This window comes from Burkholderia sp. IMCC1007, from assembly GCF_027257875.1.
In the GTDB taxonomy this organism is placed as follows: domain Bacteria; phylum Pseudomonadota; class Gammaproteobacteria; order Burkholderiales; family Burkholderiaceae; genus Burkholderia.
The window spans coordinates 20,744-47,380 of record NZ_JAPVQY010000046.1; the positions used below are offsets into that span (position 1 = coordinate 20,744).

Below are 26,637 nucleotides of genomic sequence, written 5' to 3' on the forward strand. Positions count from 1 at the left end.
ACGGAACCAGGAGCGAACCGATGTCCGAATCCCGCCGTGCCGGCACCCCGCGCGTCACGCGCATGCAGGTGATCCCCGTGGCCGGCCGCGACAGCATGCTGCTGAACCTGTGCGGCGCGCACGCGCCGTATTTCACGCGCAACCTCGTCATTCTCGATGACAGCAGCGGGCATACGGGCGTCGGCGAAGTGCCGGGCGGCGAAGGCATCCGCCAGGCGCTGGCGCGAATGACGGATCTCGTCGTCGGGCAGTCGATCGGGCGCTACCAGGCGACGCTCAACGCGGTGCGCGCGGCGCTGTCCGGCGCGGCGGCCGGCGGCGGTGGCGGCCGCGCGATCCGGCACGAAGTGACGTCGGCCAGCGAGGCTGCCGTGCTGCGCCAGCCGCACGAGATCAATTTGCGGCTCGACAACGTGATCACCGCGATCGAGGCCGCGTTGCTCGACCTGCTCGGCCAGCATCTCGACGTGCCGGTCGCGGCGCTGCTCGGCGAAGGCCAGCAGCGCGACGCGGTGCCGATGCTCGCGTACCTGTTCTATATCGGCGAACGGCGCCGCACCGACCTGCCGTATCGCGACGAGACGCACGCTTCGGACGACTGGTTCCGGTTGCGCAACGAAGCGGCACTCACGCCGGCCGCGATCGCGCGGCAGGCCGAGGCCGCGGTCGAGCGCTACGGCTTCGCCGATTTCAAGCTGAAGGGCGGCGTGATGGCCGGCGCGGACGAGATGGAAGCGATCGCAGCGATCAAGGCGCGCTTTCCCGACGCGCGCGCGACACTCGATCCGAACGGTGCGTGGTCGCTCGACGAGGCCGTCGCGCTGTGCCGCGGGCAAGGCCACCTGCTCGCGTATGCGGAAGATCCGTGCGGGCCGGAAGGCGGTTATTCGGGCCGCGAGGTGATGGCCGAATTCCGCCGCGCGACCGGCATTCCGACCGCGACCAACATGATCGCGACCGACTGGCGGCAGATGGATCACGCGGTGCGGCTGCAAGCGGTCGACATCCCGCTCGCCGATCCGCATTTCTGGACGATGCAGGGCTCGGTGCGGCTCGCGCAGCTGTGCCGCGACTGGGGGCTCACGTGGGGCTCGCACTCGAACAACCATTTCGACGTGTCGCTCGCGATGTTCACGCATGCGGCCGCGGCGGCGCCCGGTACGATCACCGCGATCGATACGCACTGGATCTGGCAGGAAGGCGACGCGCGGCTCACGCGCGAGCCGCTCGAGATCGTCGGCGGGCAGGTGGCGGTGCCGGAGCGGCCGGGCCTCGGGGTCGAGCTCGACATGGCGCAGGTCGAGGCCGCGCATGCGCTGTATCGGGAAGTGGGCGGCACGGCGCGCGACGATGCGGTCGCGATGCGGTATCTGGTGCCGGGGTGGACGTACGATCCGAAGCGGCCGAGTTTCGGGCGGGGGTGATTGCGGCGGGCCGGGGAATGGGCGGGATGGCGGGCTGAGCCGGCGAGAAGCGGGGGCGGTGCCGGGCGTCGTGTGCCGGCTACCGGATCGGCAACGCGGTCTCGCGATCTGCACAAACGGCCGCATCCTGCCGGCTGCCCAATCCTTTGGCTCGCCGACCGCCGGCGTCGCGAACGGATCGGCGGCGTTCGTCGCGTTGTCGGTGCCGACCTTGAGGACCGTCAACGAGTTGCTGAACTAGCCGGCGAACCGACGGACGTTCAGAACGTTTCGAGCCGCGGGCCAGCCTCCAATCGCCTTCGCGGCGCGCGTCCATGACCCCGGTTCGAACCCCACAGCGGCAGCTTCCGGATCGAATGTTTCACGCCTGAAACACGAGGTGCCACGCGAGGTTTCGTCCGGGGCACTTCGGTCGCGACACACTGCAACCGGGACCCGGAAGCCCGGCCCGCACCGCTCAGGCGTTACAGGACTGAAACATTTCCGACGGGGAAATCGCAATCGCGCGCGAAGCGGCGTCCTGCCGTCAGCCGGCAGGGCGTTTCCGGGTACATGGCACGCTCCCTGCGTGCGTCGTCAATCGTCTCGCCAGCCCAAACTCAGACGATTTGAGTCAACGCTGCCTGGGACGGCGCACGTAGACGCCATACACTCAAATAGACGTTTCGTATTCGGGGCGAATATGAAAACCAGAACTCAAGCCGCATGGCCGGCGAATTCGGGGTTGAGCAGCATGCTGCGCTCATTCTGTTCAGCATTGCGAAAAGCATGCCGTCTCGATATCCATTTTCGGATCCGGCCCGCGCCTTCCCGCGGTCGCGGCCACACCCTATTTGCACCGCCCAGCCATTTCGAGCCCTTTGCTGGAGCGGCCCGCGCAACCGTCGTCGCACGTCCGCCGCACCGTCGAACACAATCGCATTTCGGAATGTGATGTGCAGCGCCGGACGTCGGCGCTGCCAGCCATCGCCTCCGGCATCGCGCGGATACTGAAATCGCACCGCCGCGTGGCATCCGCGGGCTCGGCATCGAACATGAACTGCGTTGCGTTCGCTCCGGACGATCAGGACTGCGCGGCACGCGTTCGCGTCGACGCCAATCGCGCTGGTAATTCCTGACCGGCCAGCGAATCGGTACGCGGCGTCAGGTTGGGCCCGCCGCAACGCGAGCCCCAAGAAAAGCATGGAACCAATCAGGAGACCAAAATGGCGAGCGATATTCTTCTGCGCGAGGATTGCGCCGGCGCGCCGGCTTCGAATCATGCCGCGCCAGCCGCAGGCGAGAACGGTCCCGCGGCCGATCGGATCAGGGTGTCGGCCGTTATGCCCTGCCTCGACGAGGAAATGACGCTGGCCATATGCATCGTGAAAGCGCAACGCAGCTTCGCCAGGCTGGGTGTCACCGGCCAGGTCGTGATCGCCGACAACGGCTCCACCGACCGCTCAGTCGAGATTGCTCGCGAGCTCGGCGCCAAGGTGGTACATCAGCCGGTTCGGGGCTACGGCTCGGCGCTGACGGCCGGCATTGCCGCGGCCGACGGCGACATCATCATCATGGGCGACGCGGACGACTCCTATGACTGGTCGAATATCCGCGACTTCGTCGCGAAGATCGAGGAGGGCTACGAGTTCGTCATCGGCAACCGCTTCAAGGGCGGCATCATGCCGCATGCGATGCCGCCGCTTCATCGCTATCTCGGCAATCCGGTACTGTCGACGATTGCACGGCTGACCTGCAGCGTCCCGGTCGGCGATTTCCATTGCGGGATGCGTGCGTTCACGCGGGAAGCGTTCGCGCGCATGGATCTGCAGACGCCCGGGATGGAGTTCGCATCGGAAATGGTGATGAATGCGGCGCGCAACGGATTGCGCATCGTCGAGATTCCGACCGTACTCCACCCCGACAAGCGCAACCGTCCGCCGCACCTGCGTTCGTTCCGCGACGGCTGGCGGCACCTGCGCTTCATCCTCACGTACGCACCCAACCACGTCTTCGTGATGCCAGGGCTCCTGCTGTTCGTCGCGGGCCTGCTGCTGCTCGGCCTGCTGGCGGGCGGTCCGACGACCCTGTTCGGACACTTCATGGGCCCGCACTTTCTCGCGCTCGCCAGCGTCCTGACGCTGATCGGATTCAATTTCATCACGATGGGCGTGCTCGCCAAGGTGATCATGGCCGATAAGCATCCATTGCTGCGAGGGCGTATCGTCCGATGGGCCACTGGCCCGTTCGCGATGGAAGCGTGTCTGCTGGGCGGCGCTGCAACCGCAGCGCTCGGGTTGATCCTGGATGCGAATATGCTATTCAAATGGCTAACCAATCCGGCGCTTCCAATGGAAAGCACCGTGCATCTGGCCAGTGTCGCCACGACCCTGATCGTACTCGGCATGGACGGCGCATTTTCCGCCTTCCTCCTCAATCTGCTCGTACGTGAAGGGGAAAGACATCACGCACATGCCGTGCCTTTCATCGGGAAATAAGCGAACCATGAAAACGGTGTCCCAAACTGCCGCCGCCCCGATTCGTGTCGCGTCCGTCGGGCTGGGATGGGTGACGACTCATCGTCATCTGCCCGTGATGCTACGCGACCCGAGCTTCGAAGTCGTCGGCCTGATCGATCGCCAGCCGCAACACGCGGAGCGCGTCGCGCAACGACTCAGTGTCCGGCACCACGCCTGTGCCGGATCGCTTGCCGACGTTCCGTGGCTCGACGACGTCGATGCCGTGACGATCGGCGCCGGCCCACACGCTCATTACCCGCTGATCCGGGAAGCGCTGCGCGCGGGCAAGCACGTGCTCACCGAAAAGCCGTTCACGATGCGGGTGGCGGAAGGCGAAGAGCTGGTCAAGCTGGCGAAGGCCCACGAGCGGACCCTGTGCATCGTGCATAACTTTCAATTTGCCTCTTCGACCAAGCGCCTGCTGCGAGACGTCGAGACCGGCTGCTATGGCAGCATCCGCTCGATTACCGCCCATCAATTCGGGAATCCAGAACGTCGCCTGCCTGCCTGGTACGAAGACCTTCCGCTAGGCCTCTTCTACGACGAGAGTCCACACATGTTCTATCTGCTGCGGCGCCTGGCTCCTGGCGCGCTGGCGCTCAGGCATGCGACTGTCGTCCCGAGCAGCACAGGCCTCGAAACGCCTTGCATGATCACCGCACATTACCAATGCAATGCCCCGCACGGCTCGATTCCAGTCATGTTGAACATGAATTTCGAATCGCCGGTCAGCGAATGGCAGGTGGTCGTGTGCGGCGAACGCTTCATGGGAATCGTCGACGTTTTTCGCGATATCTACATTCGTTTGCCGAACGACGGCGCCCATACGACCGCGACGGTCCTGCGCACGTCGCTGTCCGCCACGTGGCAACACTGGCAGCAACATTTCACGAGCGGAATCCGGCATCTCAGAGGGATGCTCTTTTACGGCAACGACGATGTCTTCGCGGGTTTCGCCCGCTCGATTCGCACCGGCAACGCGGTCGAGCCCATCGGTGCCGACTCGGCGCTGGCGATCCTCGGCATGCAGCATCAGATCATCGAATGTGCGGCACGGGTATGACGGAGGTATTCCCAAATGACCATGAATTTCGATTTGCTCCGGCGCTTCTTCAAGGAAACGCCGTTTCAACCCGCGACGAGCCTGTGGCGGGCCATCGAGATCGACGTCGTGCTGTCCCGGCCGTTTCCGCCCGGCCGCGGCATGGACCTCGGCTGCGGCGACGGCAAGCTGATGAAGACCATCACGGATCACGTCGGCCGGCGCGAACTCGTGGGCGTCGACATCGATCCGCTCGAAACCGGCCAGGCAAGCGCGCTCGGGCTCTACGACACGGTTCATACGACCTCGGGCGGTCGCATTCCAGAGCCGGAAGACTCGTTCGATTTCGTGTTTTCCAACTCGGTCCTCGAGCATATCGACACCATCGGGGACGTGCTCGATGAAGTCTCCCGCGTCCTCAAGCCGGGCGGTAAATTCGTGTTCACGGTGCCGAGCAAATATTTCCACGCGTGCCTGACGGGCCCGTGGCTGCCAGCGACGAGCCGCTCCGCCTACCTAGACGAAATCGATCGTCGCTGCGCGCACAAGCGGTACTGGGGCGTCGAACTCTGGGAACAGGAACTCGCCCGCAGAGGGTTGCGGGTTAGCGACCATGTCGAGTACCTGACCGTAAACGAGGTACGGCGCTGGGAAAACATTTCCAGACTGACTGCGGGCATTCTTTATCTGGCGTTCGGCAAGCGCCGTCAACCGATCGACATTCAGCGCAGTCTCGGCTTGCGCAAGTCGAAGTCTTCCGTTCCGAATGCGCTTGCGGTCATGGCCAGCAAGATGCTGGCGATCGGTCTGAACCGATCGTCACCATCGGCAGGCCCCTTCGGTTGCGTGCTCGTCGAATCCGTCAAGGTCGTGAGCAACTAGAGCGATGCCTCCGCATTCGGCCTCTCGCGTTCCACCCCTACCCGGGAAGTTTCTACGCTTCGTCCTGGTCGGGGGCATCTGCACGCTGCTGAACCTGTCAACGCTCTGGTTCGTGACGACCCACCTCAGGTGGCATTACCTGATTGCCGTCACGATCTCGTTCTTCACAGTCAACGGGGTGGGTTTCGTTTTCAACAAGTACTTTACCTTTACGAGAATATCGCCCCCAAACTTCCGCGAGATCCGGCGGTACTACTTCGTGATGTCGAGTTCGCTTGCATTGAATCTGGGCATTATGTTCATCATGGTCGACATGCTAGGCATCAATTACCTGCTGTCCAGTGTTGCGATCACCTTGCTGTTCATGATCTTCAATTTCCTGACCCATCTCGGCTGGACCTTTGCGCCGTGACACACGACCTGCCGCCGGAAAACGACATGAATGCACAGACCGACGGCGCATCGCTGTCCCGGGACACTGCACAACTCGTGCGCATCGTCCTGATTACCCATTTTTTTCCCGCCCACCGAGGCGGCGTGGAACTCGTCGCGGGCCATCTTGCCGAGACGCTCGTGCGGGACTCGGCGGCCGTCATCGAATGGTTCGCGAGCGATTGCGACCCGGCCCCGGCCATCGAAGGCATCACGTGTGTGAGCGTACCGGCGTGGAATCCCCTCGAGCGCCGCTTGCACGTCCCGTATCCATTCTGGTCACCGTTGCGCCTGAAGGCTCTGTGGCACGCGGTCCGGCGAGCCGATCTCGTGCACATTCACGATTACATTTACGTCGGCAGCATCGTTACGTTCGCGATTGCGAAAATCCAGCGCAAGCCGATCCTGATCACTCAGCATGTCGGCGCAGTTCCGTTTCGCAACGCGATGGTTCGGCGCCTGCTCGCGTTGGCAAACATGACGCTCGGCAGGGCGATGCTCGAATACGCCGATGGCGCAGCGTTCGTCAGCACCGTCGTCAGGCAATTCTTCCTGCCCGGCGACACATCCGAACGACCGGGCTGCCTGATTCAAAACGGACTCGACCGCTCGACCTTCTTTCCGGTCGCCGATGCCGAGCGCGACACGCTGCGCGTCGGCCTGAACATTCCGGCCGGCCGCACCTGCTTTCTCTTCGTTGGCCGCTTCGTCGAGAAGAAGGGGCTCGATCTGCTGGAACGCCTGACGGAATCGCTCCCCGACGTTATCTGGATATTTGCCGGCAAAGGGGAAATGGACCCCGAAAAATGGGCAAGAAGCAACATCCGGATTTTCCGCGACCGTTCCGGATCGACGCTTGCCGAGCTCTATCGCGCGGCCGACCTGCTCGTCTTGCCCAGCGCAGGGGAAGGCTTTCCGCTCGTCGTGCAGGAATCCATGGCCTGCGGCACGCCCGCTATCGTCGGCCGCGATACCGCATCGGCGCTGCCGGGCATCGAACAGGTGCTGTTCTCCGAGACCGTGGAGGCCGGCGATGCGCTGCCGGCTTGGCATCGCCGCCTGACGACACTCGCCGCCGATCTACCCCTGCTCGCGCGACGGCGCAGTGAGGTCGCGAACTGGGCCGCCATGCATTGGTCATGGGATCGATGCGCGAACGCCTATCGAGACTTGATCCGCACAATACTCGAGCAACAGAGGTGATTCATGGCGAGCGTTGAAAAATCCGTGTCTCGGGTCCCAAGCCTCTCTTCCCCCGCAGTGCGGCTGATCGTGCGGACCGGCATCGGAGGCTGTATTTGCGCGCTGCTGCTCGCAGCCGATGCACCTTTGAATATCTTTTCGCCGTTCTTCTCGTATCTGCTCAAAACCTACGATCGTCCGGCCGCGCACCTGAGCCTGCTGGTGCTGATCATCGCCGTCGCCATATCCCCGCTCTGTCATCGCGTGTCCGCCGTCGCCACCGCATGCGGCCGCCATCCATGGAGACTTGCTGCGTTGACCGCCGTCACGTTCGCGTTCGGTGCGCGTTTCATCTATCACGCGCATCCCTTGTCAACAGACGAATACACGGTGTGGTTCCAGGGTCGCGTCTTCGCGAGCGGCGCGCTGACCGGACAGTTCCCGCCCGATTGGCTGAATCGCCTCGTCTACCCGCCGTTCCAAAACCACCTCCTCGTCGTGTCCCGCACCACGGGTCACGTGGCCTCTGCCTATTGGCCCGGCTTCGCACTCTTGCTGGCCCCCTTCAACTGGATCGGGGCCGACTGGCTGTGCAACCCAGTGCTATCCGCCCTCACGCTGGTCGCCATCGCGCGCACCTGCCAACTCGCCTTTCCGGACGAGGACGCTGTGGCAGGCTGGGCGATGCTGTTCACGCTGGCGTCCCCGGTCTTTGCGGCCTCGGGCATTTCCTACTTCGCGATGACGGGCTTGCTACTTGCGAACCTCGCATTCGTTTGGGGATTTCTCCAGCCGACTCCGCGTCAGCTTTTCTTCAGCGGCGTGATGGGCTCGATCGCGCTGACCTTCCACAACCCGTTGCCGCACGTGCTCTTTGCGTTCCCGTGGCTGGTCTGGTTTCTGTTCCAGCGCCCGTCCTGGCGACAGATGCTGACGCTGATCGCGGGATACGCGCCTCTCACGCTGTTGCTGGGCATCGGCTGGGTATTGTTCAAGGCGCATATCGCGACCGACATCGCGAATCACGCGGCTCGTCCGCCATCGCAAGGCGTCCTCGACTGGATCGCGTCGGCCTTCACGCTGCCGGGCCTCGGAATCCTGTTCGTGCGACTGGCCGGCACAGTCAAGCTGTGGATCTGGGCGATGCCCGGTCTGCTGATCCTGGCCGGAATGGGCTACGCACGCAGGCGCGAAAACATCGCCGTCCAGTTGCTCGTAGCGTCGGCCGTGCTGACCTACTTCGGCTATTTCTTTGTACCGTTCGATCAGGGGAACGGCTGGGGCTACCGCTACTTCCATCCGGCATGGAGCGTTCTGCCCATCCTCGCCGGCGCAGCCGTCGCCGGCTCGCTTCCGCACGGGAACGACACAACGCCCGCAGCCCTGCGCAATCAGGCGGGAGCCCTGATTGTGTGCAGCCTGATGATTCTCGTGCCGTGGCAAATGAACAGCATCGAGCACCACATCGGCACTCAGCTGGCACGCATCCCGGAAGTCCCGGCCGACAAGCGCAGCATCGTCTTTCTTTCCCTCGAGCGTAGCAAGTTTCTCATCGACCTCATCCAGAACGATCCGTACTTGCGGAATCGATCGATTCGGATGATCAGTTCCGGAGAACATCAGGACGCGGAATTTCTGCGCAATGCGCACATCGATGCCGTGCCGCTTCCGGCGACGGAATTCGGACAGGCGTGGCTGATCCGGTAATGCGGCGACGTGCCCCTGATCCATCTCAGCGAATCACCGCGTCAGCAGATAATCGCTTCGCTTCTGCGTAGTCGTGTGTCTTGAGCGGAAAGATGATTTGCTTTCGCACGCAGTGCGCTTGACGATGGACGAGAATCTTGCGACCAGCCCCTTTGCCGCTTCCGCCGTGCCACGATTTCCCGCCAACCGCCCGAGAGCGGCGCCCACCAAGGTGCGTGTCCGCGAACGATGCGGAAGAAACTGCGCCAGAATACAAAACAACGCACTACATCGAAAGACGTAGTTGAGACAGGGAGCAAATCCTTGCACGCAAGAGGACGCATTTCTTTGCACTCCAACCGCAGAAATCAAAGGCGTCTGTAAAACGAAGGCCGAGCGGAGGGAAGCAATTCTCTGCACTTTGTCCTAGCTGCACTGATTTCGTTGCACTTTGTGCACGTGGCGTGGTGGTGGCTATGGCCCGCTTCTGATGCAGATCCCCACTCGATACAGGTATGGTTGTGTGGAAGGGCAATCAGTCGACACGGGCATGCAGATGTGCATGCAGCGTGCCTCGGCCAACCGCTATGGATCCCGATACCACTCACACGTCAACGCCGCCCAGTAGCCTCGATCAATTCATCTCGTCCTTGAATGATCCGGGAGGCGCGAATTCAATGATCTCAGCAAGGCGCTTCGCCGTCGCCTTGCAGATCGACATGCCAACGCTCGCGCAGTTGGCCGGCGTTGACCGCAATGCCGTTAGATCCGAGCGTATGCAAAGATTTCTTCAGGACGCTATCAAAGTCATCCAAGCCGCGGCCGATGTCTCCGGAGACGTACAGCAAGCGCTCTCTTGGTATCGCAACGAGCCGCTACCGGCCCTTCTTCTGATGACGCAGGGGCTACGCACCACGCCCGTCGCATTCCTGCGAGACGGTCTCGACGCCTCGTTTGCGGCGCCTGCGCAACGGCAGTTCCGGCCACCTAGTCGTCGCACATTAGAACTGTCAGTCAAGCAGCGCAACGCGTTGACCGAGGCGCTCCGAAACATCATCGCCGAAGGGTACTCCGAGTGCCCCATGAAGGACGTCGCAGAGAAATTGGGCTATAAGTATACGTACCTTCGATACTGGTTCGAGACCGAGTGTCGGCAGATCTCAAAACTTCATCGGCAGTGGATACTGGCTCAACGTCTAGAGAAGGAAAGGCGTGATGCTGCGCTTGCAACGCAGGTCGTTCGAGCGCTGTATTCGACCCAGGCACATGTTACTCGGCGTCATACTGAAAAATGCTTACGGAACGTTGGGTTATCACTAGCCAGTCCAGTTGTACGTGAGGCTGCGAATCGCGTAAAAGATGAACATTTTTCGGCCTGTCGTACGATGCAGCATAGTGATTCGAACGAGACATTCGCGTCTGACGAGCAGCAAAGTGAAGATTCGAACCCATCCGATTGAAGTCTCACTGTACCTGAAGCTCGACGAATCCCCCGGTCTGAATGCTGCGCACGCCATCGTCGAGTTTCTTTACATAGAGAAGGGGGAGAAAGTGGACGTAGACAGCGACCGAACCTTGTCCGTCGACAATGGCAGCAACATGATTTTCGTTCGTACGGGACGCGCGCCTCGGGGCGACCTTTGCACTTTCACCATTCGAAATAACTCCCTCGCGTAGCCCGTTGATCGCCAAATGCTCAGACACCGAAGACGGCAGGCCAAGTAACGGAGTGGGCTTGCTTCATCAGAACTGTGCGGTGACCTGAAAACCAACCGTCACGCGTGCCGTAGGAAACCCGGACGGCTTGTAGATCGGCGTTCCGGCAAACAGGTCGTAACCATAGGCGCCCAATCGAGTCGCGACACTGCCCTTTACGCCTATCACGGCGCCCGCCAGCTGCGTGCCGACGAGGGTGACGGGTTGCGGGCCCCACACGCGGCCGTAGTCGATGCCCGCGTATATCGCCTGCCCGGTTTGGCCGATCGGCGCCTGCAGTTCGTTGCGCCAATAGAGGCCGCGGGAGGCGGCCAGCATCGTCTCTCCGTCGAATCCACGTACTGTGTAACGACTGCCGATCGTCAGGTCGTCGATGTAGTACAGCGTGTTGCCCGTGTATTGTCCGTGGAACGTCGTCACGTAGCGGAACGGCTGCTGCGCGATTGCGAACGGCACCGACAGATTCGCATCGAGCACGGCCATCTTGTAGCGGTAGGTCGGGCCGCCGTCTGCCGCGAGGCTGTCGTCCTGCGCGCCGAACGCGCCGATACCCTGCCGGTAAGCGAGCATCCCGTCGAACTGCGCATTGCCAAAATAATGGCGATCGGTCAGGCCGAACTCGACGAACGTGTTGTTGCGACGCTGCTGCGGAATTTCCGTGTCCTCGATGAAGCTTTGCCCAAACCGGCGCGACAAGCGAAACTGAGCACCGAACACGTCGTTCTGGCTACGCGACAGCACGCGGCTCAGCTTGAAATCAACTGTCTTTGAATTGCCGCTCGCGATGAACGTTTGATTCACGCCAGCGATTTGCTGGTAGTACGTGTTGGTGTACGCCGATAGTGTGGCGGTCCAATAGCCCCACGGGATCGAGTAGAAACCGTTCCAGCCATGCGAGCCGAGTCGCTTGTCGCCGAATTCCAGATCCTGGCTCACGCCAATGTTGAAGATATCGTTCAGGCCAAGGGGATTGTCGATACCGAGCGACAAGTTGCCCTGAAGGCGGCCCGTAGCGCGCGTGCCCGAGTTGTCGATCGAAGCGACGACCGTCCAGGGCTTAGTGCGCTTTACGTCGAGCACCACGTCGCTTTCGCCGGGAACGTCGGCTGGGACGATCTGCATCGATACGTCCTGGCTCGTCACGCGCTTCATCTGTTCGAGGCCTTGTTCGAGGTCGCGCAGGTTCAGTAGTTCGCCGTCGCGAGTCGGAAAGGCGGTTTTCCACGTGCCGCGGAGCTTCTCGTCGGCAAAATGCACATGGCGGATTACGCCAGGGACCAGTGAAAACTTGAGGGTGCCAGTCGACAGATCCTGCTCGGGCAGCAGCACGCGCGTCGTCACATATCCGCGCGCCAGGATCGCTTGCGACAAGCCTTTGACGAGCAAATCGAGACCCTGTTTGCCAACGCACGCGCCCGCGTAGTGCCCAAGCCATTCACGCGCGAATGCGAAGCGATCCATCGGCAATGCCGATGCGCCTTGCGATTTAAGCGATCCATCGGCAATGCCGATGCGCCTTGCGATTTCAGAGAGGCAGGCAGCGCATCGGGTACCTCGAGTACGAAACGCTCGATCCGAAAGCAAGGTGTTTCAGAAGGCAGCGTTGGATACTCAGCACTTCGCACCACTTCCGATCGCACCCCGGGCGCGGAGACTACCCGTTCACGCTCTCGCGCCTCTTCCTGCTGTCGGGTTTGCTGGTCGTTGCCCGGAATGATGAGACGGGGAGCTTCTTGCGCCGACACTGCCATTGGTATCAGCCATGCAGCCGACAGCAGGACGGCCGGGGTACGGATTGTCATAGATGTGGTGTTGTTAGTTCGATCTTATGGCTTAGGTGCAAGGTGTCCCGGAACCCAAACCCATTCGGTGCCGTTCCATTTCCAAAAGCCCATAACCCAGATCGTGCTCGACCAAGAGGGCAACACGGGTTCCATTTCAGGCTTTGGTGGAGGACGCGGAGGTGCGTCTGGTGGCACAGACTCACAAGCCGCGAGAAGCGCCAATATTGCTAAGGACTGGACCGTCAATACTGACCTAAATCTCATTCAATTTGCTCCTGAGCGTGCCCGCACAGAATGACTGCCGCATGTTTCGACCATAACAATAGAACGCACCAGTTCAATTAGGTTCGCTTCGCTTTCCCAACGCCGGCCACCATGGATTGGATATTAGTATCCATCGAATCTCCGCCCTTCCTTTCTCCGATTTCAGAAGATCGATCGGCTTTTTTCGCCCCGCCGCTGGCATCTTGTAATCCAACCACGGAAGTGAATTGTCTTCCATACACCCCCAAATAACAACTGCAATTTCCGGATCGGAAACGCGACGAGAAAGCTCTCTCGTTATATCGTTATCAATCCATTTGGTCCTCATGAACTTAACGACATCCTCCCATCCTTTCGGAAAATCTTCCATCTCAGTGCTTTCCCAACGACTGGAACGAAACCAGGTTGACACCCCCAGGATTTTGAGCAGACGGTGCCAAAATTGCCTGATAACCTTGCTGCCGCGCCCAATTGCTGATCGCTTGTGTCGCATCATAAGAAGTACCTCCGTGACTCGGCTGTGTAATCTGATCCAGGGTCACTCCTAATGCTTGACGTGCGGCTGGATCGGTCAGATCCAGCACGTTGTTAATTACAAAATTCTTGGTTACAAGCACCTTCCCATTTAGCGGGGCATAACTAGCAACCTCATTATATGCAGTCTGCTGTGAAGTCGATGTATAAACCGCACCAACCCCTTTAGGTGAATAGCGGTGATTTAAATCTACGTTTCCATCAAAGAGATTCCATGTATCATCAGCATACTTTGGCAACTGATAACGATATAGAGGCCCCGAATATTCTGCGCTACTTGAACCAGTATACGTCCCCTTCGCCCAAGCGTTCGCGGCAGCAGTTGCATCAATTGCACGGCCAGCGATTACCGTTTGAACCGCAGCGCCTCCGAGGTTAAGCGCGCCATAGACCAGCGCCGCTCCCGTCGGGCTCATACCGAGGCTTTGCAAGGCTTGCTCGCCATAGGTCGGCGTCAAATTGCCCGACATCATCTGGGTGAAGCCTGACTTTGCATAGTCGACCGCGCCTACCGCAATGGCCGCTCCGAGCGCACAGCCGGCCACTGACGCGCATCCGCCCGTCACTGCGCCAGCCGCAACCGCCACGCTTCCAACGCCCTGAACAGCACCCACAAGACGATTGGAGACCTGGTTTCGATCGTAGGTGTCGGATAAGCGATCCAGGTCTCCATAGCCGTCGAATGCACCGGCTTTCTTCAGCACGTTTTGTTCGTACGTGTACTGCGCGCCGTCGTTTTGAATCTTTTGCAACGCGGCCTTATTCGGGTCATTGTCCGGAATATTGTCCGCACAATGCACGAGCGCACATTCGGCTGCTGCGAGTCTGTACTGCTGCTCGGGGCTTTGCCCTTTCTGAAGCTGCTTGAGCTTGTCCGCTTCGCTCTGGTGAAGTTGCCGATTGTAAAGTTCGTTGTTGCTGGCCGACCCCGCTCCGGCGAGAGCGCCCGACGAGCCACCACCCGCGAGTGCGCCGCCCGCCGCACCGCCGGCTGTCGCCACGATCTCGTTCAGAGCCTTCCGCGCAGCGGTTTGCGCGTCCAACGGCAACTGGCTTACCGTCTGATCAATGATTGGCTGCGCCAGAGACTGCAACACATCTCCCGCCAGAGAACCTGCAATCGCCCCGCCAACGTTCCCGCCTGACAGCGCAGCCCCGATTGCCGCCACCGCGGCGTGCAACACGTCACGACCGGCACCACCTTCGCCGAACAAGGCCTTCATCTGCGGACTGCTATTTTCGAGCTGCGTCGCCGCTTCCGCTACGGCGAAAGTTGCGGCCTTGCCGAACGCCTGCGCGAACGCCAGATTGTTCTGAACCTTCTGCAGGTTGAACGTATTCTCAACTGTCTGGTTCGCGTTTGCCGTATCGCGCGACAGGCCGGCCGTGCTGTCCGTGCCGTTCTGTTCGTCCGCCTTCACGACGATCTTTGCCGGGCTCACCGCAGCGTGCGTGACACCGCTTGCGCTGTCGCCAGTCTGCGCGAAGCTCGGCCCACCCGCCGTCGAAAAGCCTTCCGACGAGCCTGAATACGACATCTTGTTCTGGATGTCGGTAAATCCAAGGCTGCCGGTTGTCAGCGTGTTGCTATCGGCCGGCGCAGCGCTCGCGATCTGTGCACCATTGAGTTGGGTGTGGCCCACCACATTGACGTCGAAACCTTCCTTACCCGCCACAATGCCGGTTTGCTGATTCACCGACGCATAATTCGCGTCGATGCTGGTGTGGCCGATCGATGCATCGACGCCACCACCGTAGCCAAACGTAAAGCTGCCGCTTACCCCCGTGTTGTGCTGGTTGCTGCTGTAGTTCGACGTGTCCTGAAGACTCGTCATCGTCAGGTCGCCGCCGACATCCACCTTGACCTTATCGCCCGACACCCGCGCGCCCGACAGCGTCGTGTCGCCGCCCGACTTCATAGTCAGGTTGTTGCCAGCCGCCACCGTCGTGTTGGTCTGCGTGACGCTGTCCCCGTTGCCTTGACCATGTGCGTTCGAGCCGTTAGCAAAAACGCTGATGCCCGTGTTCTTGCCCACCCCGATCGCGACGCCAGCATTCCAGCCGGTCGAACTGTTCGAACTCGTGTTCTGCTCCGTACTCTGGGCGCTTTGCAGCGTAATCGCGTTGTTGGCATCGAGCACGACGTTCTTGCCGAGCACCGACGCTCCGGTCATCACAATATTCCCGGTACCCGCCTGGGCGTTTCCGTTCGCGTCCGGCGTGCCGGTCGCGATAATGGATACGTTGCCGTTACCGATGATCGACGAACCTTTCGCATCCGAGATCGATGTCGTCGAATTACTGCTGCTATGGTTCGATCCGATGCTTAGCTGCACCTGAACACCCTTTGCGGCATCGCTCACGTTTCCGTTCGCCAGGGCATTGGCGGCATCCTTGATCCCGCCACGGTTCTGGTATGCCTGTTCGGCTGCCGCCACGGCTTGCACCGCCGCGAGGCGCGAATCGCCCGACTGCTGGCCCTGGCGGACCGCGCCCGCCATCGACTGCCCGAGCCCGACGAGACCACCGCCCAATCCGACGCTCAATCCCGACTGGCTAAACTGCTGCGACTGCGCGTCCTTGTAGGTGTCGTACGCGGCATTCACGGTCACGTTCTGAGCGGCGATTCCGACATCCTGGCCCGCAACAATCGTGCTACCCGTAATCGTCGCATCCTTGCCGGCCTGGATCGTGACATTACCCTGCGATGATCCGATCACGCTCCCGTTATTCGTCACCGAGCTGGTTTGGTCTTGCTGTGCGGTCGAGCGCGACCCCACCGTGACCGACAGGCCACCATTTGTTAGCAGGCCGGATTCCTTCTTCTCGTAGTAGCTGGACGATTGAGTAGTGTCTTGTGATGTCTTGATATTGACGTCACGCTTGGCCTGCAACGTGACGTCGTTCGTACCCACGACATTGCTGCCGGTCACGTTGATGTCGCGGTTGCTGACGATGTTGATGCCGTCGGCTGATACCGTGCTGCCCTGGCTATAGGCCGCTGTCTGGTCGATCCCGCTCGCGATCTTCGCGCCGCTCACCACATTGCTGTGGCTGTGCGTTTCGTGCGAATTCAGCTCGTGCGTCTCTGTTGCCGCACCGATATTCACATCGCCGCTCGCCATCAGATTCGCATTGCCTTTATCCAGGCTGGCAATCGACTGAGCCGGTCGAAGGTGATCGCGCCTATCTGACCTATAGGAGGGACCGATGAGCCGCTCGATCATACTGCTAGGTGGCCCCGATTCGGGAAAGACTAACTATATTGGCCGTCTATGGAGGGCACTTGACGCCGAGACGGGCGCGCTGCACGCCGCAGAGCAGCCCGAGGACATCAACTTCGTGCTCGAGGTAACCGACCATCTTTTTGAGGGAGGTTTCGCGCCGCGCTCGGAACACAGCGACGTGCGGCGGGACTTCGAGGTCGTCGTCGCCGCGACGAAAAATGGGCCTAAATCCAAGGTCGTCGTACCGGATATCTCCGGGGAGCTCTGGCGTAATGCTGTCATCGAAGGCGAAATTGATCCGGATTGGATGAGCGAGTTGAGGCAGGCAGACGCCGCACTGCTCTTTGTGCGAGTCGATTCCGACCAAGATGTCCGACCGCTCGATTGGGTGACGTCCCGAAAAATGCTTGAGAAACTTGGTGACGAGGAGGATCAAGGGCTTCCAACACAGGTCATGTTGTGCGAACTGATCCGCTTTCTTGAGATTTCGCTTACTAAGCGCGAAGACGGCGAGTTACCGCGCCTCTCGGTCGTTGTCACGGCTTGGGATCTGGTTGATGCGGGTAAGTTCGATCAAGGGCCAGCGGCGTATCTTGAGCGGGAATACCCCCTTGTCGCCGGTCGGCTGAATGCGGCCGGATGGCTCATACAATCGCTGCTTCACGCCCGTCGACAGCCGGTCTCGATGTTGATCGCGGCCTTGTTTCCCGTGGTCTATCAGGAACTTGCGAAGGCCGACGATGTGCCAGACTTCTTAAAGTTTGTCCCGTTTTTCGATTGGGATCGCTGCAAAACAGCACGCCGGGAGCTCGTCAACGCATTTATGTCGTCGTCGTGGAAGGCCGGCGATCTGGCGCTAGTTGCATGCCGAACTCACGATATCGCCAAGATTCTCAAGCGGGTGGCCGCTTCATACGGTGGTGAGGAATACCTTACGCGGATTGAAAGCGATCTGGACCGCCTGAACGAGGATGATCGGCGGCAAGTCAAGCGCACGATTGACGAAATCAGGTCAGAGAGATCCTATAAGTTTGACTGGTGAATGGCTGCATTTCTATCGTTGGAGTCTTGATGGCTGCCTACCGGACAACAAACCGCCGACCGTTCATGCGGTGGGTCACGCGCCCCGATCGACACGCAAATGCACTCACAACTGCCGGCAACGATAAGGGACAAAGCTGTCAGAAGACGCAGCCTTTGGGAATATTCATCTGATGTGCTGGCTCGAGTAAGCAAGAACGTGAGCGACCAAACAAAAAGCCGGCACGAGGCCGGCTTTTTGCCAAGGAAGCATAACGTTGCACTTTGTCAGGGAACGGCCGGTGTTTCCGGCTGTCTTTACTTCATGAAGGGTATTTATTCGGGCATTTCCGCTTCGAAACCGGCCTGTACATCTTCTGTAGCTACGTGATCGTCTCGCGACAACATCCGTCTAATCGGACGCCACTGGAAGCCACTGGAAGCCACCGAGCCAAGCTTTCTACATCTATTTATGCAAATGAAGTTTTTGAGATTTCGCTGACCGGCACAACCGATGCGCCTTGCTGAACATCATGCATCACCCGTTGTTCAGGGGCGAAGCTGGATAGCATGCGCGAACGCGTGCAAGCCGTGAAAGGAAGCCACTGGGGGAATTCATATAGATGCGGAACCAGAACTGGTATCCGCTTGCGGAGCGTCCGGCAAATCGACCGGACGGCAGTCACTCTCTTTGCAGAGAACGCACATTATAACAAAACAGGGTCGTTGTGTCAACAAGTATTGACACAAGCCACATTTCATGAGTGGTCGCAACCAAAAAGAGATGACCGGATGGCACGCGCTTGCTGTTATGAACGCACTACGGATTCGCCACCAGCCAGCACGCTCGCCCGCGCGATGCCGTAAGTCCGCGCCAACGCGCTGACCATCTTACCCAACACGTACTTGCCCTTCATCTCTTCATGCTGCGATGGCGTTGTCGTGGATGGACGACCAAGGGCCTTACCTTCCGACAGGCCGCTGACACGCAACGCCAGCCGCCCCAAACGACTATCTACGCATGGCGTTGCCACTTGAACTCCGGTTAACGATATACTGACCGAGCATTCAGCTTCAAAACGAAGAATTTCTTGGCTTTAATCCGTATCACAAGGTTGATAGGAGCTTACATTGAGCCTGCAAGCTGTCCGCCGTCCGCTGAAAGATGATTTGATCCAGTACATCGCATCTCGCACACCCGCAGTCTTCTTCCAGCGCGTTGTGGAAGAGATCGAAGCTGGACATTCCGCCGCGCATCAGCACGCTGTAACGTTCGATGACCCGGAAAGGTTTCGGGTGCACCCGCAACTGCAACACTACCGGTCGAGTGGGGCGTTGCGTAAGGCGGCAAGCGACGCAGGGATGACCGCTGCCGCTCCACATACCGAACCCAAGGGAGAACGCTTCAGTCTCGTCGCCAGCGGCGAAATACGCTTTGGTCAGATTTGCGTCCCGTTCAACAACCGAACGCCAAGACAGGCCAAGCACCGCCAGATGATTGCTGCTGTCAATGATCGACTGGAACCAGCGAACCTTGATCTGTTCACGGGGAATTCCGAGCCACTGCCGGATGGATTGGGGTGCTTGATCGTCGCAGTAAAACCGCACCGCAGAGAACCACAATCGGTCCCCTTCGCGGTGATGCTCGGTGTGCCTTACACCAGTCTGAAGGACTGGCACCTGTTCGTGCCGGTTTCTGAAGTTATGGCCGCATACCATCCTGAAGAACAGGTGGAAGTCCCTGACTTGGCATGGGCCACCCTTAAGCGGCGTCTGCGCGCGTCGGAAACATAAAACCATGCGAATTGGAGTTGCAGGCTTTCAACCCGAACGCTTAGTACAAGCACGTCTTTGCCGTGGGCTAACGCAGACAGCGTTGGCATCGAAGGTAGGTAAGTCGTCGGGTACCGTCTCGAAGTGGGAAAAGGGCGATCAAGTTCCAGAATCGGAAGCGCTTCAGCGCTTAGCCGATGAACTTGGCATGCCGACTTCATGGTTTCTCACCGCACTACCGGGCTACGGCGACAAGGTCTGTTTCTTCAGAAGTACGGCGGCAGTTACCAAGGAAGCGCAGACCATTGCTGACATTCGCCTGAAGTGGCTGAACGAGATCAGCCTTGTACTTCAGGAGTGGGTCGATTGGCCGGTGGTGAGCATTCCCCGTCTAGGCGCGAATGACCACTTGAAGATCACTGACGCCGACATCGAAGAAGCGGCGCAAGCATGCCGCCGCCAGTGGAATCTTGGTCTAGGCCCGATCTCCGACATGGTGCTCGTGTTGGAGAATGCGGGCGTCATTTGTGTCCGGGAAGAGCTTGGCTACACTCGTATGGACGGCGCATCACAATGGTTCGACACCGATGGTCGTCCCTACGTGTTTCTTGCGGCGGACAAAGCAAACGGTGTTCGCAGCAGATTCGACGCTGCGCACGAACTCGGGCATCTAGTCCTGCATCGAGACATCGATGACGTAGAGTTCATGAAGCGGTATCCCGAGATCGAACGGCAAGCCCATCTGTTCGCCGGTGCATTCCTGTTGCCAGCGGAGACGTTCGCAGCGGAAATGATCCGACCTAGCCTTGATACCTTTCTCGCACTGAAGCTGCGCTGGAAGGTGTCGGTCGCCGCAATGATTATGCGCTGCCGTCAATTGGAGATCATCGACGACGCCTATGCAACGCGCCTATGGAAAAACTACAGTGCACGCGGCTGGCGAAAAGGTGAACCCCTTGACGATAGACTCGGCTTTGAATCGGTTCGCCTTCTTCCCCGAACCATCAATCTGCTTCTATCTGAAGGTGGGCTGACGAAAGAAGGGCTTCTTGCATCAGTGGGGTTCGGTGCAACTGATTGTGAAAGGCTTTGCGGGTTGCCAGACGGATTCTTCAGTCATGAGTCAAGCGTTTCATCGCTCGACGCAGTTCGATTGAAGAAACAGTCCAGTGATGGGTCGCCGTCGTCCCCGACCGGAACGATATTGCAGTTCCCCCGTAAGGCATGACTGTAGCATTGCAGCGCGATTGCAAGCAGACAGGGGCAGCGCTGCAACCGGTACGTGGCGTCGCCGTCATGTACATGCGCTTGGCAGCGCGGATGTAATCGGCGTCGTGGACCCGAACGAAGGTGCTTTCGTCGTCATCGCCGAAGGTCGCGCCGGTCGTGCGATGTGCTTCGTCGCAGACGATAAGGTCGAAGTCGGCCATGCCGAACTGCTTCTGCGCACGGCTGATGACATCAATCGAGTGGTAAGTCGAGAAAACGACGCTCATGTGCGACGCGTCGTGCCGCTTCGCCATCTCTGCCGCCAATCGGGCCGAATCCGTCGTGGCTGGATAGCGCAGTTCATGGACGAAAGTTTGCACCATGTCGTCTTCTTTCTTGCGCTTCTTGCCAACGTCGCTGTCGGAACAAACCGCGAAGCTATGAAGCGGCGTCCCACTCTCTTGCGTCCATTCGGTCAGGGACTGCGACAGCAGCGACAGACTTGGAACAAGGAACAGCACCCGTTTGCCCGCACCGGCCATCGCTTCGGCGATCTTCAAGCTGGTAAATGTCTTCCCGGTCCCGCACGCCATGATGAGCTTGCCACGGTCGGCATCCGCCAGACCATGAACAACTGCATTCAGTGCATTGATCTGATGCGAGCGCAGTTCCTTCTTCGCCTTGATGACCGGCGCGGCCTTGGGCTGGTACTGGCCCCAATCGATCTGGCTTTCTTCAAGGGCGGTCAGGTCGATTTTGCTGACTGGCGGCTGCTGATCCAGTAAGGCATCTTCGGCGTGTTCGCTCCAATGATTCGTCGTGGCGACGATGATCCGGCGCGTGAATGGCTTCTTGCCCGATGCCGTGAAGAAGCTGTCGATGTCGCCTTTCTGGACCTTGTGGTTCGGCGCAAACAGCTTGCACTGGATCGCGTGGAACTCGTCCGTGCCACGCGTCTTCGCCACAAGATCGATGCCCGTGTCCCGCTTGTCGAGCCCTTGCAGGTCAGCCCATTCCGCATAAGTCCAGACATCGCTGTACAGATCGCGGTACGTAGCTTCGTTCCGCAAATAGGTGACGATCAACTCTTCGAAGTAGGTTCCCTTCTCCCGTTCAGTAACGGCGGCATGGCGGAAGGTATCGAGAAGCATTTCGAGTGCGGTCATAGGGGCTGAGTCGCTTGTTATTGTGGCGATGAAACCACGAAGGCGACATTATGCCTTTCGGCCAATCAGCCGACACCTGCGGCATTCATCGGGGCATACGTCAGCGACGCCGCCTGAATTTGTCCCAACGAACCGGGAACACAGCGGCATCAACATCGGGGAAACGCGCTGGTGACGAGAGTCGTACCTTGGAAAACCACGTGCCGCGAGAAGTATGGCGACAAGTCACGCCATCGGAAGTGAGATCGCGAAACGGTGTTGGGATTGCTTCAGAGAAGGACCGCATCGCTGATGAAGACCGCACATCAGACGATGAGTAATGACGACAAGTTCGGTCGCACGCGGTTGCACTCTATCGCGACTGTTGACCTTGTGTCAGGGTGCATGCCATTCTTCCGCCGTCAGACAACTGTCTGTCACCCTGATGTCACCCTGCGGGGTGTCGAGCCAACGACGACGGAAGCAACGCCCAAAAGAAAAAACCGCCTAAGCGGCGGTTTTTAAAGGGATTTCTTGGTGGAGCGAATGGGGATCGAACCCACGACCTTCGCATTGCGAACGCGACGCTCTCCCAGCTGAGCTACCGCCCCAACAGTCAACCATCATACACACGCATTTCTGCGCTTGGCAATAGGGGTTCGCTACCCCGAATGCGTCACTTCGACGGCGCGCCGGCGAGCACCCATTCGACCACGGAACGCAGGTCCGCATCGCTCATGCGCGGGTGCGCCGGCATCGGAATCGCGCCCCACACACCCGAGCCGCCATCCTTCACTTTCTTCGACAGCTTCGCGACGGCCTGCGGATCGGACTTGTAGCGCGCGGCGATGTCCTTGAACGAGGGGCCGACGAGCTTACGGTCCACCGCGTGACACCCCATGCACGCGTTACCGCGCGCGACCCGCAGGCCGTCGGCGACATCGGCATGGGCGGTGCCGAGCGCACCGGCCGCGAGCACCGCAGCCGCGGCGCCCCGTGCGATCCGCTGTTTGATCTGCATCAGCTTCATTGCGGCGTCGCCTTCGGGTTGCCCGGATGCACGCTCGACGAATTCGAGATCGGCGCGGGCGGTTGCAGCGGCGTGGACTGGACCGACGCATCGGGCACCGCACCGACGGTCGCCGAATCTGCGGGCGCGGCGGCGGCCTGCGCGCCGGACGCACCGCTCGGCGACGCAGCCTGCAACGCCTGTGCATCCTGCGGCTGGATGTACTGGAACACCTTCACGACCTTCTCGACGCCCGGCACCTGGCTCGCCGCATCGGCACCGCGATTGCCTTCGTCGACCGTCACGAGGCCCATCAGGTAGATATTGCCGCGCTCGCTGACGACCTTGTAGTAGTTCGCCGACAACCCCTTCGTCGCGATGAACTCGGACTTCACGCGCCCTTCGAGATACGAGTCGTTCGCGCGCGACGACAGCGACGACGCAGGCTCGACCGACAGCTCGTTGACGATCCCGTTCACGTTGTTGATGCCGCGCACGATTTCCTCTGCGCGCTGCTTCGACGCATCGTTCGGCACTTCGCCCGTCAGCAGCACGCGGCGGTTGAACACCGTCACGTTCACGTGCGACTGATCCGGCAGCCCATTGTTGATCTGCGTGAGCGCCTTCACCTGGATCTCGCGATCTTCAGTCTGCGCGCCGAGCGTACGGCGGTCGGTCGCGATCAGCGCGCTGCCGCCTGCCGCAGCACCGAGCACGCCGAGCACGCAGCCCTGCAGCGACACGGCAAGGCCCGCCGTCAGCGCGACGAGCAACGTGGTTCTGACGAGCGTCCCTTTGACGCGGCTTTGATTCATCGACGGCTCTCCTTCGTTCAATCCTCACCCAGCAGCATCGCGTCGATGCCGTCGCACAGGCAGTGGATGGTCAGCAGATGGACTTCGTGGACGCGCGCCGCGCGCGACGCGGGCACGCTGATCGGAATATCGGTGTCGGACAGCGCGGCCGCGACTGCGTGGCCGTTCCCGCCGGTCAACGCGACGACGGTCATTTCGCGCTCGTGCGCCTCGTCGATCGCAGCGAGCACGCGCGGCGACGCGCCGCCCGCGTCGAGCACCAGCAGGATGTCGCCGGTCTGCCCGAGCACGCGCACCTGCTGCGCGAACAGCTGATCGGCGGCGGTCGCAGCGGTGAGCCCGCCCTGCGACGCGTCGGTGGCCAGCGCAATCGCCGGCAGGCCCGGACGCTCGCGCTCGAAGCCGCCGACGAGGGACACGGCGAGGTAGTGCGCAGCGGCGGCCGACGGGCCGTCGCCGCACGCGACGATCTTGTTGCCGTTCGCCAGCGCGGCGAACATCGCATCGACCGCGGCTGCGATCGGCAGCGACAGCGCATCGGCCGCCTCGGCATGAAGCGCGGCGCTATCGCGGAAATGTTGCTGAATACGTTCGACTGACATCGATTCCTGGTGAACTGGGCGCGTGGCACGCAGCGCGCGACATCATGGGTGCGGCGAGTTTACCGCACTCCGGCGCCGTGTCCGGGGGTATGGCAAGAACTCTTTACATCTCGTCACAGCTCGCGGCTACACATCGTCGGCCCGAAATGCGTCGCGCAGCCATTCGAGCCGCCCGGCCTCGAACGCGACGACGTCGAAGCGGCACGCAGCGCCCGCGCCGTGCCGCGCCCAGAACCAGAGCGCCGCCGCGATCAGACGCCGCCGCTTGCGCCAGCCGACGCTCGCGGCCGCACCGCCATGGCGCATGCTGCGCCGCGCGCGCACCTCGACGAACACGAGCGCGCCATCGGGCGCCCGCATCACGAGATCGAGCTCGCCGCCGCGCACCGTCACGTTGGCCGCGACGAACGCGAGGCCGCGACGCTCGAGGAACTGCCGCGCGCGCTGCTCGAACGCCGCGCCGACCGGTTTGGATCGCGCCGCGCCGGAAAAGTTGTCGGCGGCGGCCGGCAAACCGCGCGCGCCGCCCGGCGCGCGCGGCTGCGCGTGGCACAATGCCGTCCTTGTTCCGCTTGCGCCGCGATTGCGCGCATTGCCTGCCATGACTGCCCTCCTCGAACTCGCGCAAACGCAGCATTACCCGAACGCCGCGCTCTACGTGGTCGCGACGCCGATCGGCAATACCGCCGACATCACGCTGCGCGCGCTGCACGTGCTCGGCCTCGCCGACCGCATCGCCGCCGAAGACACCCGCAACACGGGCCAGCTGCTCGCCCGCTACGGGATCTCGAAGCCGCTCGTCGCCGTGCACGAGCACAACGAACGCGAAGCCGCGCTGCGCGTGATCGAGCTGCTGCGCGCGGGCGAACGCGTGGCGTACGTGTCGGACGCCGGTACGCCCGGCATTTCGGACCCGGGCGCGCGGCTCGTCGACGCCGTGCGCACCGCGGGCTTCGCGGTCGTCCCGCTGCCGGGCGCGAGCGCGGCCGTGACCGCGCTGAGCGTGGCGGGCGACTGGGCCGGCTCGTTCACGTTCGCGGGCTTCCTGCCGCCGAAGACGAAGCAGCGCGCCAGCGCGCTGCAGGCGCTCGTGCGGCATCCGTATGCGCTGGTGTTCTACGAAGCGCCGCACCGGATCGCCGAAACCGTCGCCGCGCTGGCCGACGCATTCGGTCCCGCGCGCCGGCTGCTGATCGCGCGCGAACTCACCAAGCTACACGAGCAGCTGTTCCAGGGCACCCTGGCCGAAGGAGAGAGCTGGCTCGACGGCGATGCGAACCGGCAGCGCGGCGAGTTCGTGCTGGTCGTCGAAGGCGCGCCGGCCGATCGCGACGAGGCCGACGACACCGCGCACGACGCGCTGCTCAAGCTGCTGCTGGAAGAAGTGCCGGTGAAGAGCGCCGCGAAGCTCGCGGCGGCACTCACGGGCGCGTCGCGCAACGCGCTGTACGCGCGCGCGCTAGCGCTGAAGGAAGGTTGACGCGGGACGCGCACGGCGCGAACCGCTGAAACGAGAAAGGGCTGCCTGAAGGCAGCCCTTTCTGCATGGACGGACGAACCGCCGCGTTACTTCGTCGACACCGACGCGACCATCTCGTCGCGCGCCTCGCGCGCTTCCTGCGGCGACAGCCCTTCGATCTTCACGCGGCCCGTGCCGGCGTGCACGAGACCGATGATCTTGGCAGCCGCATACGACAGGTCGAGCACGCGGCCGCGCTTGTACGGCCCGCGGTCGTTGACCTTCACGACGACCCACTTGCCGGTCGAAGCGTTCGTCACCTTGATGTACGAAGACAGCGGCAGCGTACGATGCGCGGCGGTCAGCGCATTCATGTTGAAGCGCTCGCCATTCGCGGTGCGGCGGCCATGGAAATCGCGGCCATACCACGATGCGCGGCCCGTCTGATGGAAGTCGGATACGTCCTTGCCGTCGATCGGCTCGGCGTCCGCCAGCGACGACTTGTTCGCGTCCTTGCTGTCGGCCGCCGGCATCGATGCCAGCGCGGAATCGAAATTCAGTTGCTGCTTGTTGTCGTCCGCTTTCGCGGCCGCGGCCGTCTTGTCGACGGCGCCCTTCAGATTGGCGTTGCCGGTGGTCTGGCTGGATGGCACCGCACAGCCCGTCAACGCAAAAAATAAAGCAATGGTCCCGAATCGAGTCGGAAATCGAAAATTCATCGACGTGTCGCCTTCTGGTTCGGGCCGCACCGATACAACGCTGCTCAACAACGCAGATACGCGGCCCGGACGGCAAATGCGTGCACGCCCCGCTCGGATGCGAGCAGGCGGCTAGCATGGGCGCGGCTTCTTCTCAGCCGCAACCGTCCTGATTAGTTTTCACGTCTGGCGCAACCTGTCCCCGGCAGCCTGACCAGACCCCACATGCCGCCATC

The 26,637-nt window shown here is 61.2% G+C and carries 21 protein-coding genes, 1 tRNA gene and 2 pseudogenes; 12 read left to right on the top strand and 12 right to left on the bottom strand.

Annotated features, from left to right (window positions below; genetic code table 11):
• Positions 1-20: 20 nt before the first annotated feature.
• The 8 genes from O1Q03_RS29470 (at position 21) to O1Q03_RS29505 (ending at position 10,606) form a co-directional block, all read left to right on the top strand.
• A complete protein-coding gene (locus O1Q03_RS29470) occupies positions 21-1,424 on the top strand; it encodes an enolase C-terminal domain-like protein (RefSeq protein WP_269507573.1) in 1,404 nt (467 codons plus the stop codon).
• Positions 1,425-2,629: 1,205 nt separating this feature from the next.
• Entirely contained in the window at positions 2,630-3,901 is a 1,272-nt protein-coding gene (locus O1Q03_RS29475; protein ID WP_269507574.1) for a glycosyltransferase family 2 protein, read from the top strand.
• Positions 3,902-3,908: 7 nt separating this feature from the next.
• Positions 3,909-4,985, top strand: a complete 1,077-nt coding sequence (locus tag O1Q03_RS29480; RefSeq protein WP_269507575.1) for a Gfo/Idh/MocA family protein — start codon at positions 3,909-3,911, stop codon at positions 4,983-4,985.
• Between the two features lie 15 nt (positions 4,986-5,000).
• Positions 5,001-5,846 carry a class I SAM-dependent methyltransferase gene (locus tag O1Q03_RS29485; protein WP_269507576.1) on the top strand — a complete coding sequence of 282 codons (846 nt, stop codon included), beginning with the start codon at positions 5,001-5,003 and terminating at the stop codon, positions 5,844-5,846.
• 4 nt (positions 5,847-5,850) lie between these two features.
• Positions 5,851-6,258, top strand: a complete 408-nt coding sequence (locus O1Q03_RS29490) for a GtrA family protein (protein ID WP_269507577.1) — start codon at positions 5,851-5,853, stop codon at positions 6,256-6,258.
• Between the two features lie 26 nt (positions 6,259-6,284).
• Complete coding sequence (locus O1Q03_RS29495) at positions 6,285-7,481, top strand: glycosyltransferase family 4 protein (RefSeq protein ID WP_269507578.1); 1,197 nt, start codon at positions 6,285-6,287, stop codon at positions 7,479-7,481.
• A 3-nt stretch (positions 7,482-7,484) separates the two neighbouring features.
• A complete protein-coding gene (locus tag O1Q03_RS29500) occupies positions 7,485-9,167 on the top strand; it encodes a hypothetical protein (RefSeq protein ID WP_269507579.1) in 1,683 nt (560 codons plus the stop codon).
• A 566-nt stretch (positions 9,168-9,733) separates the two neighbouring features.
• Positions 9,734-10,606 carry a hypothetical protein gene (locus tag O1Q03_RS29505; RefSeq protein ID WP_269507580.1) on the top strand — a complete coding sequence of 291 codons (873 nt, stop codon included), beginning with the start codon at positions 9,734-9,736 and terminating at the stop codon, positions 10,604-10,606.
• A 283-nt stretch (positions 10,607-10,889) separates the two neighbouring features.
• Here O1Q03_RS29505 and O1Q03_RS29510 read toward each other — a convergent pair.
• The 5 genes and pseudogenes from O1Q03_RS29510 to O1Q03_RS29525 form a co-directional block, all read right to left on the bottom strand.
• Positions 10,890-12,613: pseudogene (locus tag O1Q03_RS29510) on the bottom strand (ShlB/FhaC/HecB family hemolysin secretion/activation protein).
• A 75-nt stretch (positions 12,614-12,688) separates the two neighbouring features.
• Positions 12,689-12,910, bottom strand: a complete 222-nt coding sequence (gene bcpO / locus O1Q03_RS29515; RefSeq protein WP_013696314.1) for a CDI system lipoprotein BcpO — start codon at positions 12,908-12,910, stop codon at positions 12,689-12,691.
• 73 nt (positions 12,911-12,983) lie between these two features.
• Positions 12,984-13,280 (bottom strand): hypothetical protein, encoded by a 297-nt coding sequence (locus O1Q03_RS29520; protein ID WP_269507581.1) that lies wholly within the window; start codon positions 13,278-13,280, stop codon positions 12,984-12,986.
• A 1-nt stretch (position 13,281) separates the two neighbouring features.
• Entirely contained in the window at positions 13,282-13,917 is a 636-nt protein-coding gene (locus tag O1Q03_RS40315; RefSeq protein WP_442865885.1) for an RES family NAD+ phosphorylase, read from the bottom strand.
• Positions 13,918-14,295: 378 nt separating this feature from the next.
• A pseudogene (locus tag O1Q03_RS29525) lies at positions 14,296-16,605 on the bottom strand (hemagglutinin repeat-containing protein); the annotation flags it as partial.
• 49 nt (positions 16,606-16,654) lie between these two features.
• On the opposite strand from O1Q03_RS29525, the gene O1Q03_RS29530 reads away from it, so the two are divergent.
• From O1Q03_RS29530 to O1Q03_RS29540, 3 genes are all read left to right on the top strand, one after another.
• Positions 16,655-17,713, top strand: a complete 1,059-nt coding sequence (locus tag O1Q03_RS29530; protein WP_269507582.1) for a hypothetical protein — start codon at positions 16,655-16,657, stop codon at positions 17,711-17,713.
• Positions 17,714-18,822: 1,109 nt separating this feature from the next.
• Positions 18,823-19,485, top strand: a complete 663-nt coding sequence (locus O1Q03_RS29535) for a hypothetical protein (RefSeq protein WP_269507583.1) — start codon at positions 18,823-18,825, stop codon at positions 19,483-19,485.
• 4 nt (positions 19,486-19,489) lie between these two features.
• A complete protein-coding gene (locus O1Q03_RS29540; protein ID WP_269507584.1) occupies positions 19,490-20,692 on the top strand; it encodes a helix-turn-helix domain-containing protein in 1,203 nt (400 codons plus the stop codon).
• Here the strand turns inward: O1Q03_RS29540 and O1Q03_RS29545 are convergent.
• The 6 genes from O1Q03_RS29545 to O1Q03_RS29570 form a co-directional block, all read right to left on the bottom strand.
• Positions 20,577-21,839 carry a restriction endonuclease gene (locus O1Q03_RS29545; protein ID WP_269507585.1) on the bottom strand — a complete coding sequence of 421 codons (1,263 nt, stop codon included), beginning with the start codon at positions 21,837-21,839 and terminating at the stop codon, positions 20,577-20,579. The two genes, O1Q03_RS29540 and O1Q03_RS29545, sit on opposite strands and share 116 nt — an antisense overlap.
• A gap of 514 nt (positions 21,840-22,353) precedes the next feature.
• Positions 22,354-22,429, bottom strand: a tRNA-Ala gene (locus O1Q03_RS29550).
• A gap of 65 nt (positions 22,430-22,494) precedes the next feature.
• Positions 22,495-22,848, bottom strand: a complete 354-nt coding sequence (locus O1Q03_RS29555; protein ID WP_269507586.1) for a c-type cytochrome — start codon at positions 22,846-22,848, stop codon at positions 22,495-22,497.
• Positions 22,845-23,642, bottom strand: coding sequence for a BON domain-containing protein (locus O1Q03_RS29560; protein ID WP_269507587.1), 798 nt, complete (start codon positions 23,640-23,642; stop codon positions 22,845-22,847). Before O1Q03_RS29560 ends, O1Q03_RS29555 begins: the two co-directional genes overlap by 4 nt.
• Before the next feature lie 17 nt (positions 23,643-23,659).
• Entirely contained in the window at positions 23,660-24,244 is a 585-nt protein-coding gene (locus O1Q03_RS29565) for an SIS domain-containing protein (protein ID WP_269507588.1), read from the bottom strand.
• A 126-nt stretch (positions 24,245-24,370) separates the two neighbouring features.
• Positions 24,371-24,799, bottom strand: coding sequence for a YraN family protein (locus tag O1Q03_RS29570; RefSeq protein WP_269507607.1), 429 nt, complete (start codon positions 24,797-24,799; stop codon positions 24,371-24,373).
• A 46-nt stretch (positions 24,800-24,845) separates the two neighbouring features.
• Here O1Q03_RS29570 and rsmI point away from each other — a divergent pair, with 46 nt between their 5' ends.
• Positions 24,846-25,724: a 16S rRNA (cytidine(1402)-2'-O)-methyltransferase gene (gene rsmI, locus O1Q03_RS29575; RefSeq protein WP_269507589.1), complete on the top strand. Its 879-nt coding sequence runs from the start codon at positions 24,846-24,848 to the stop codon at positions 25,722-25,724.
• A gap of 86 nt (positions 25,725-25,810) precedes the next feature.
• On the opposite strand, the gene O1Q03_RS29580 is transcribed toward rsmI, so the two are convergent.
• Positions 25,811-26,422: a septal ring lytic transglycosylase RlpA family protein gene (locus O1Q03_RS29580; protein WP_269507590.1), complete on the bottom strand. Its 612-nt coding sequence runs from the start codon at positions 26,420-26,422 to the stop codon at positions 25,811-25,813.
• Positions 26,423-26,637 lie beyond the last annotated feature (215 nt).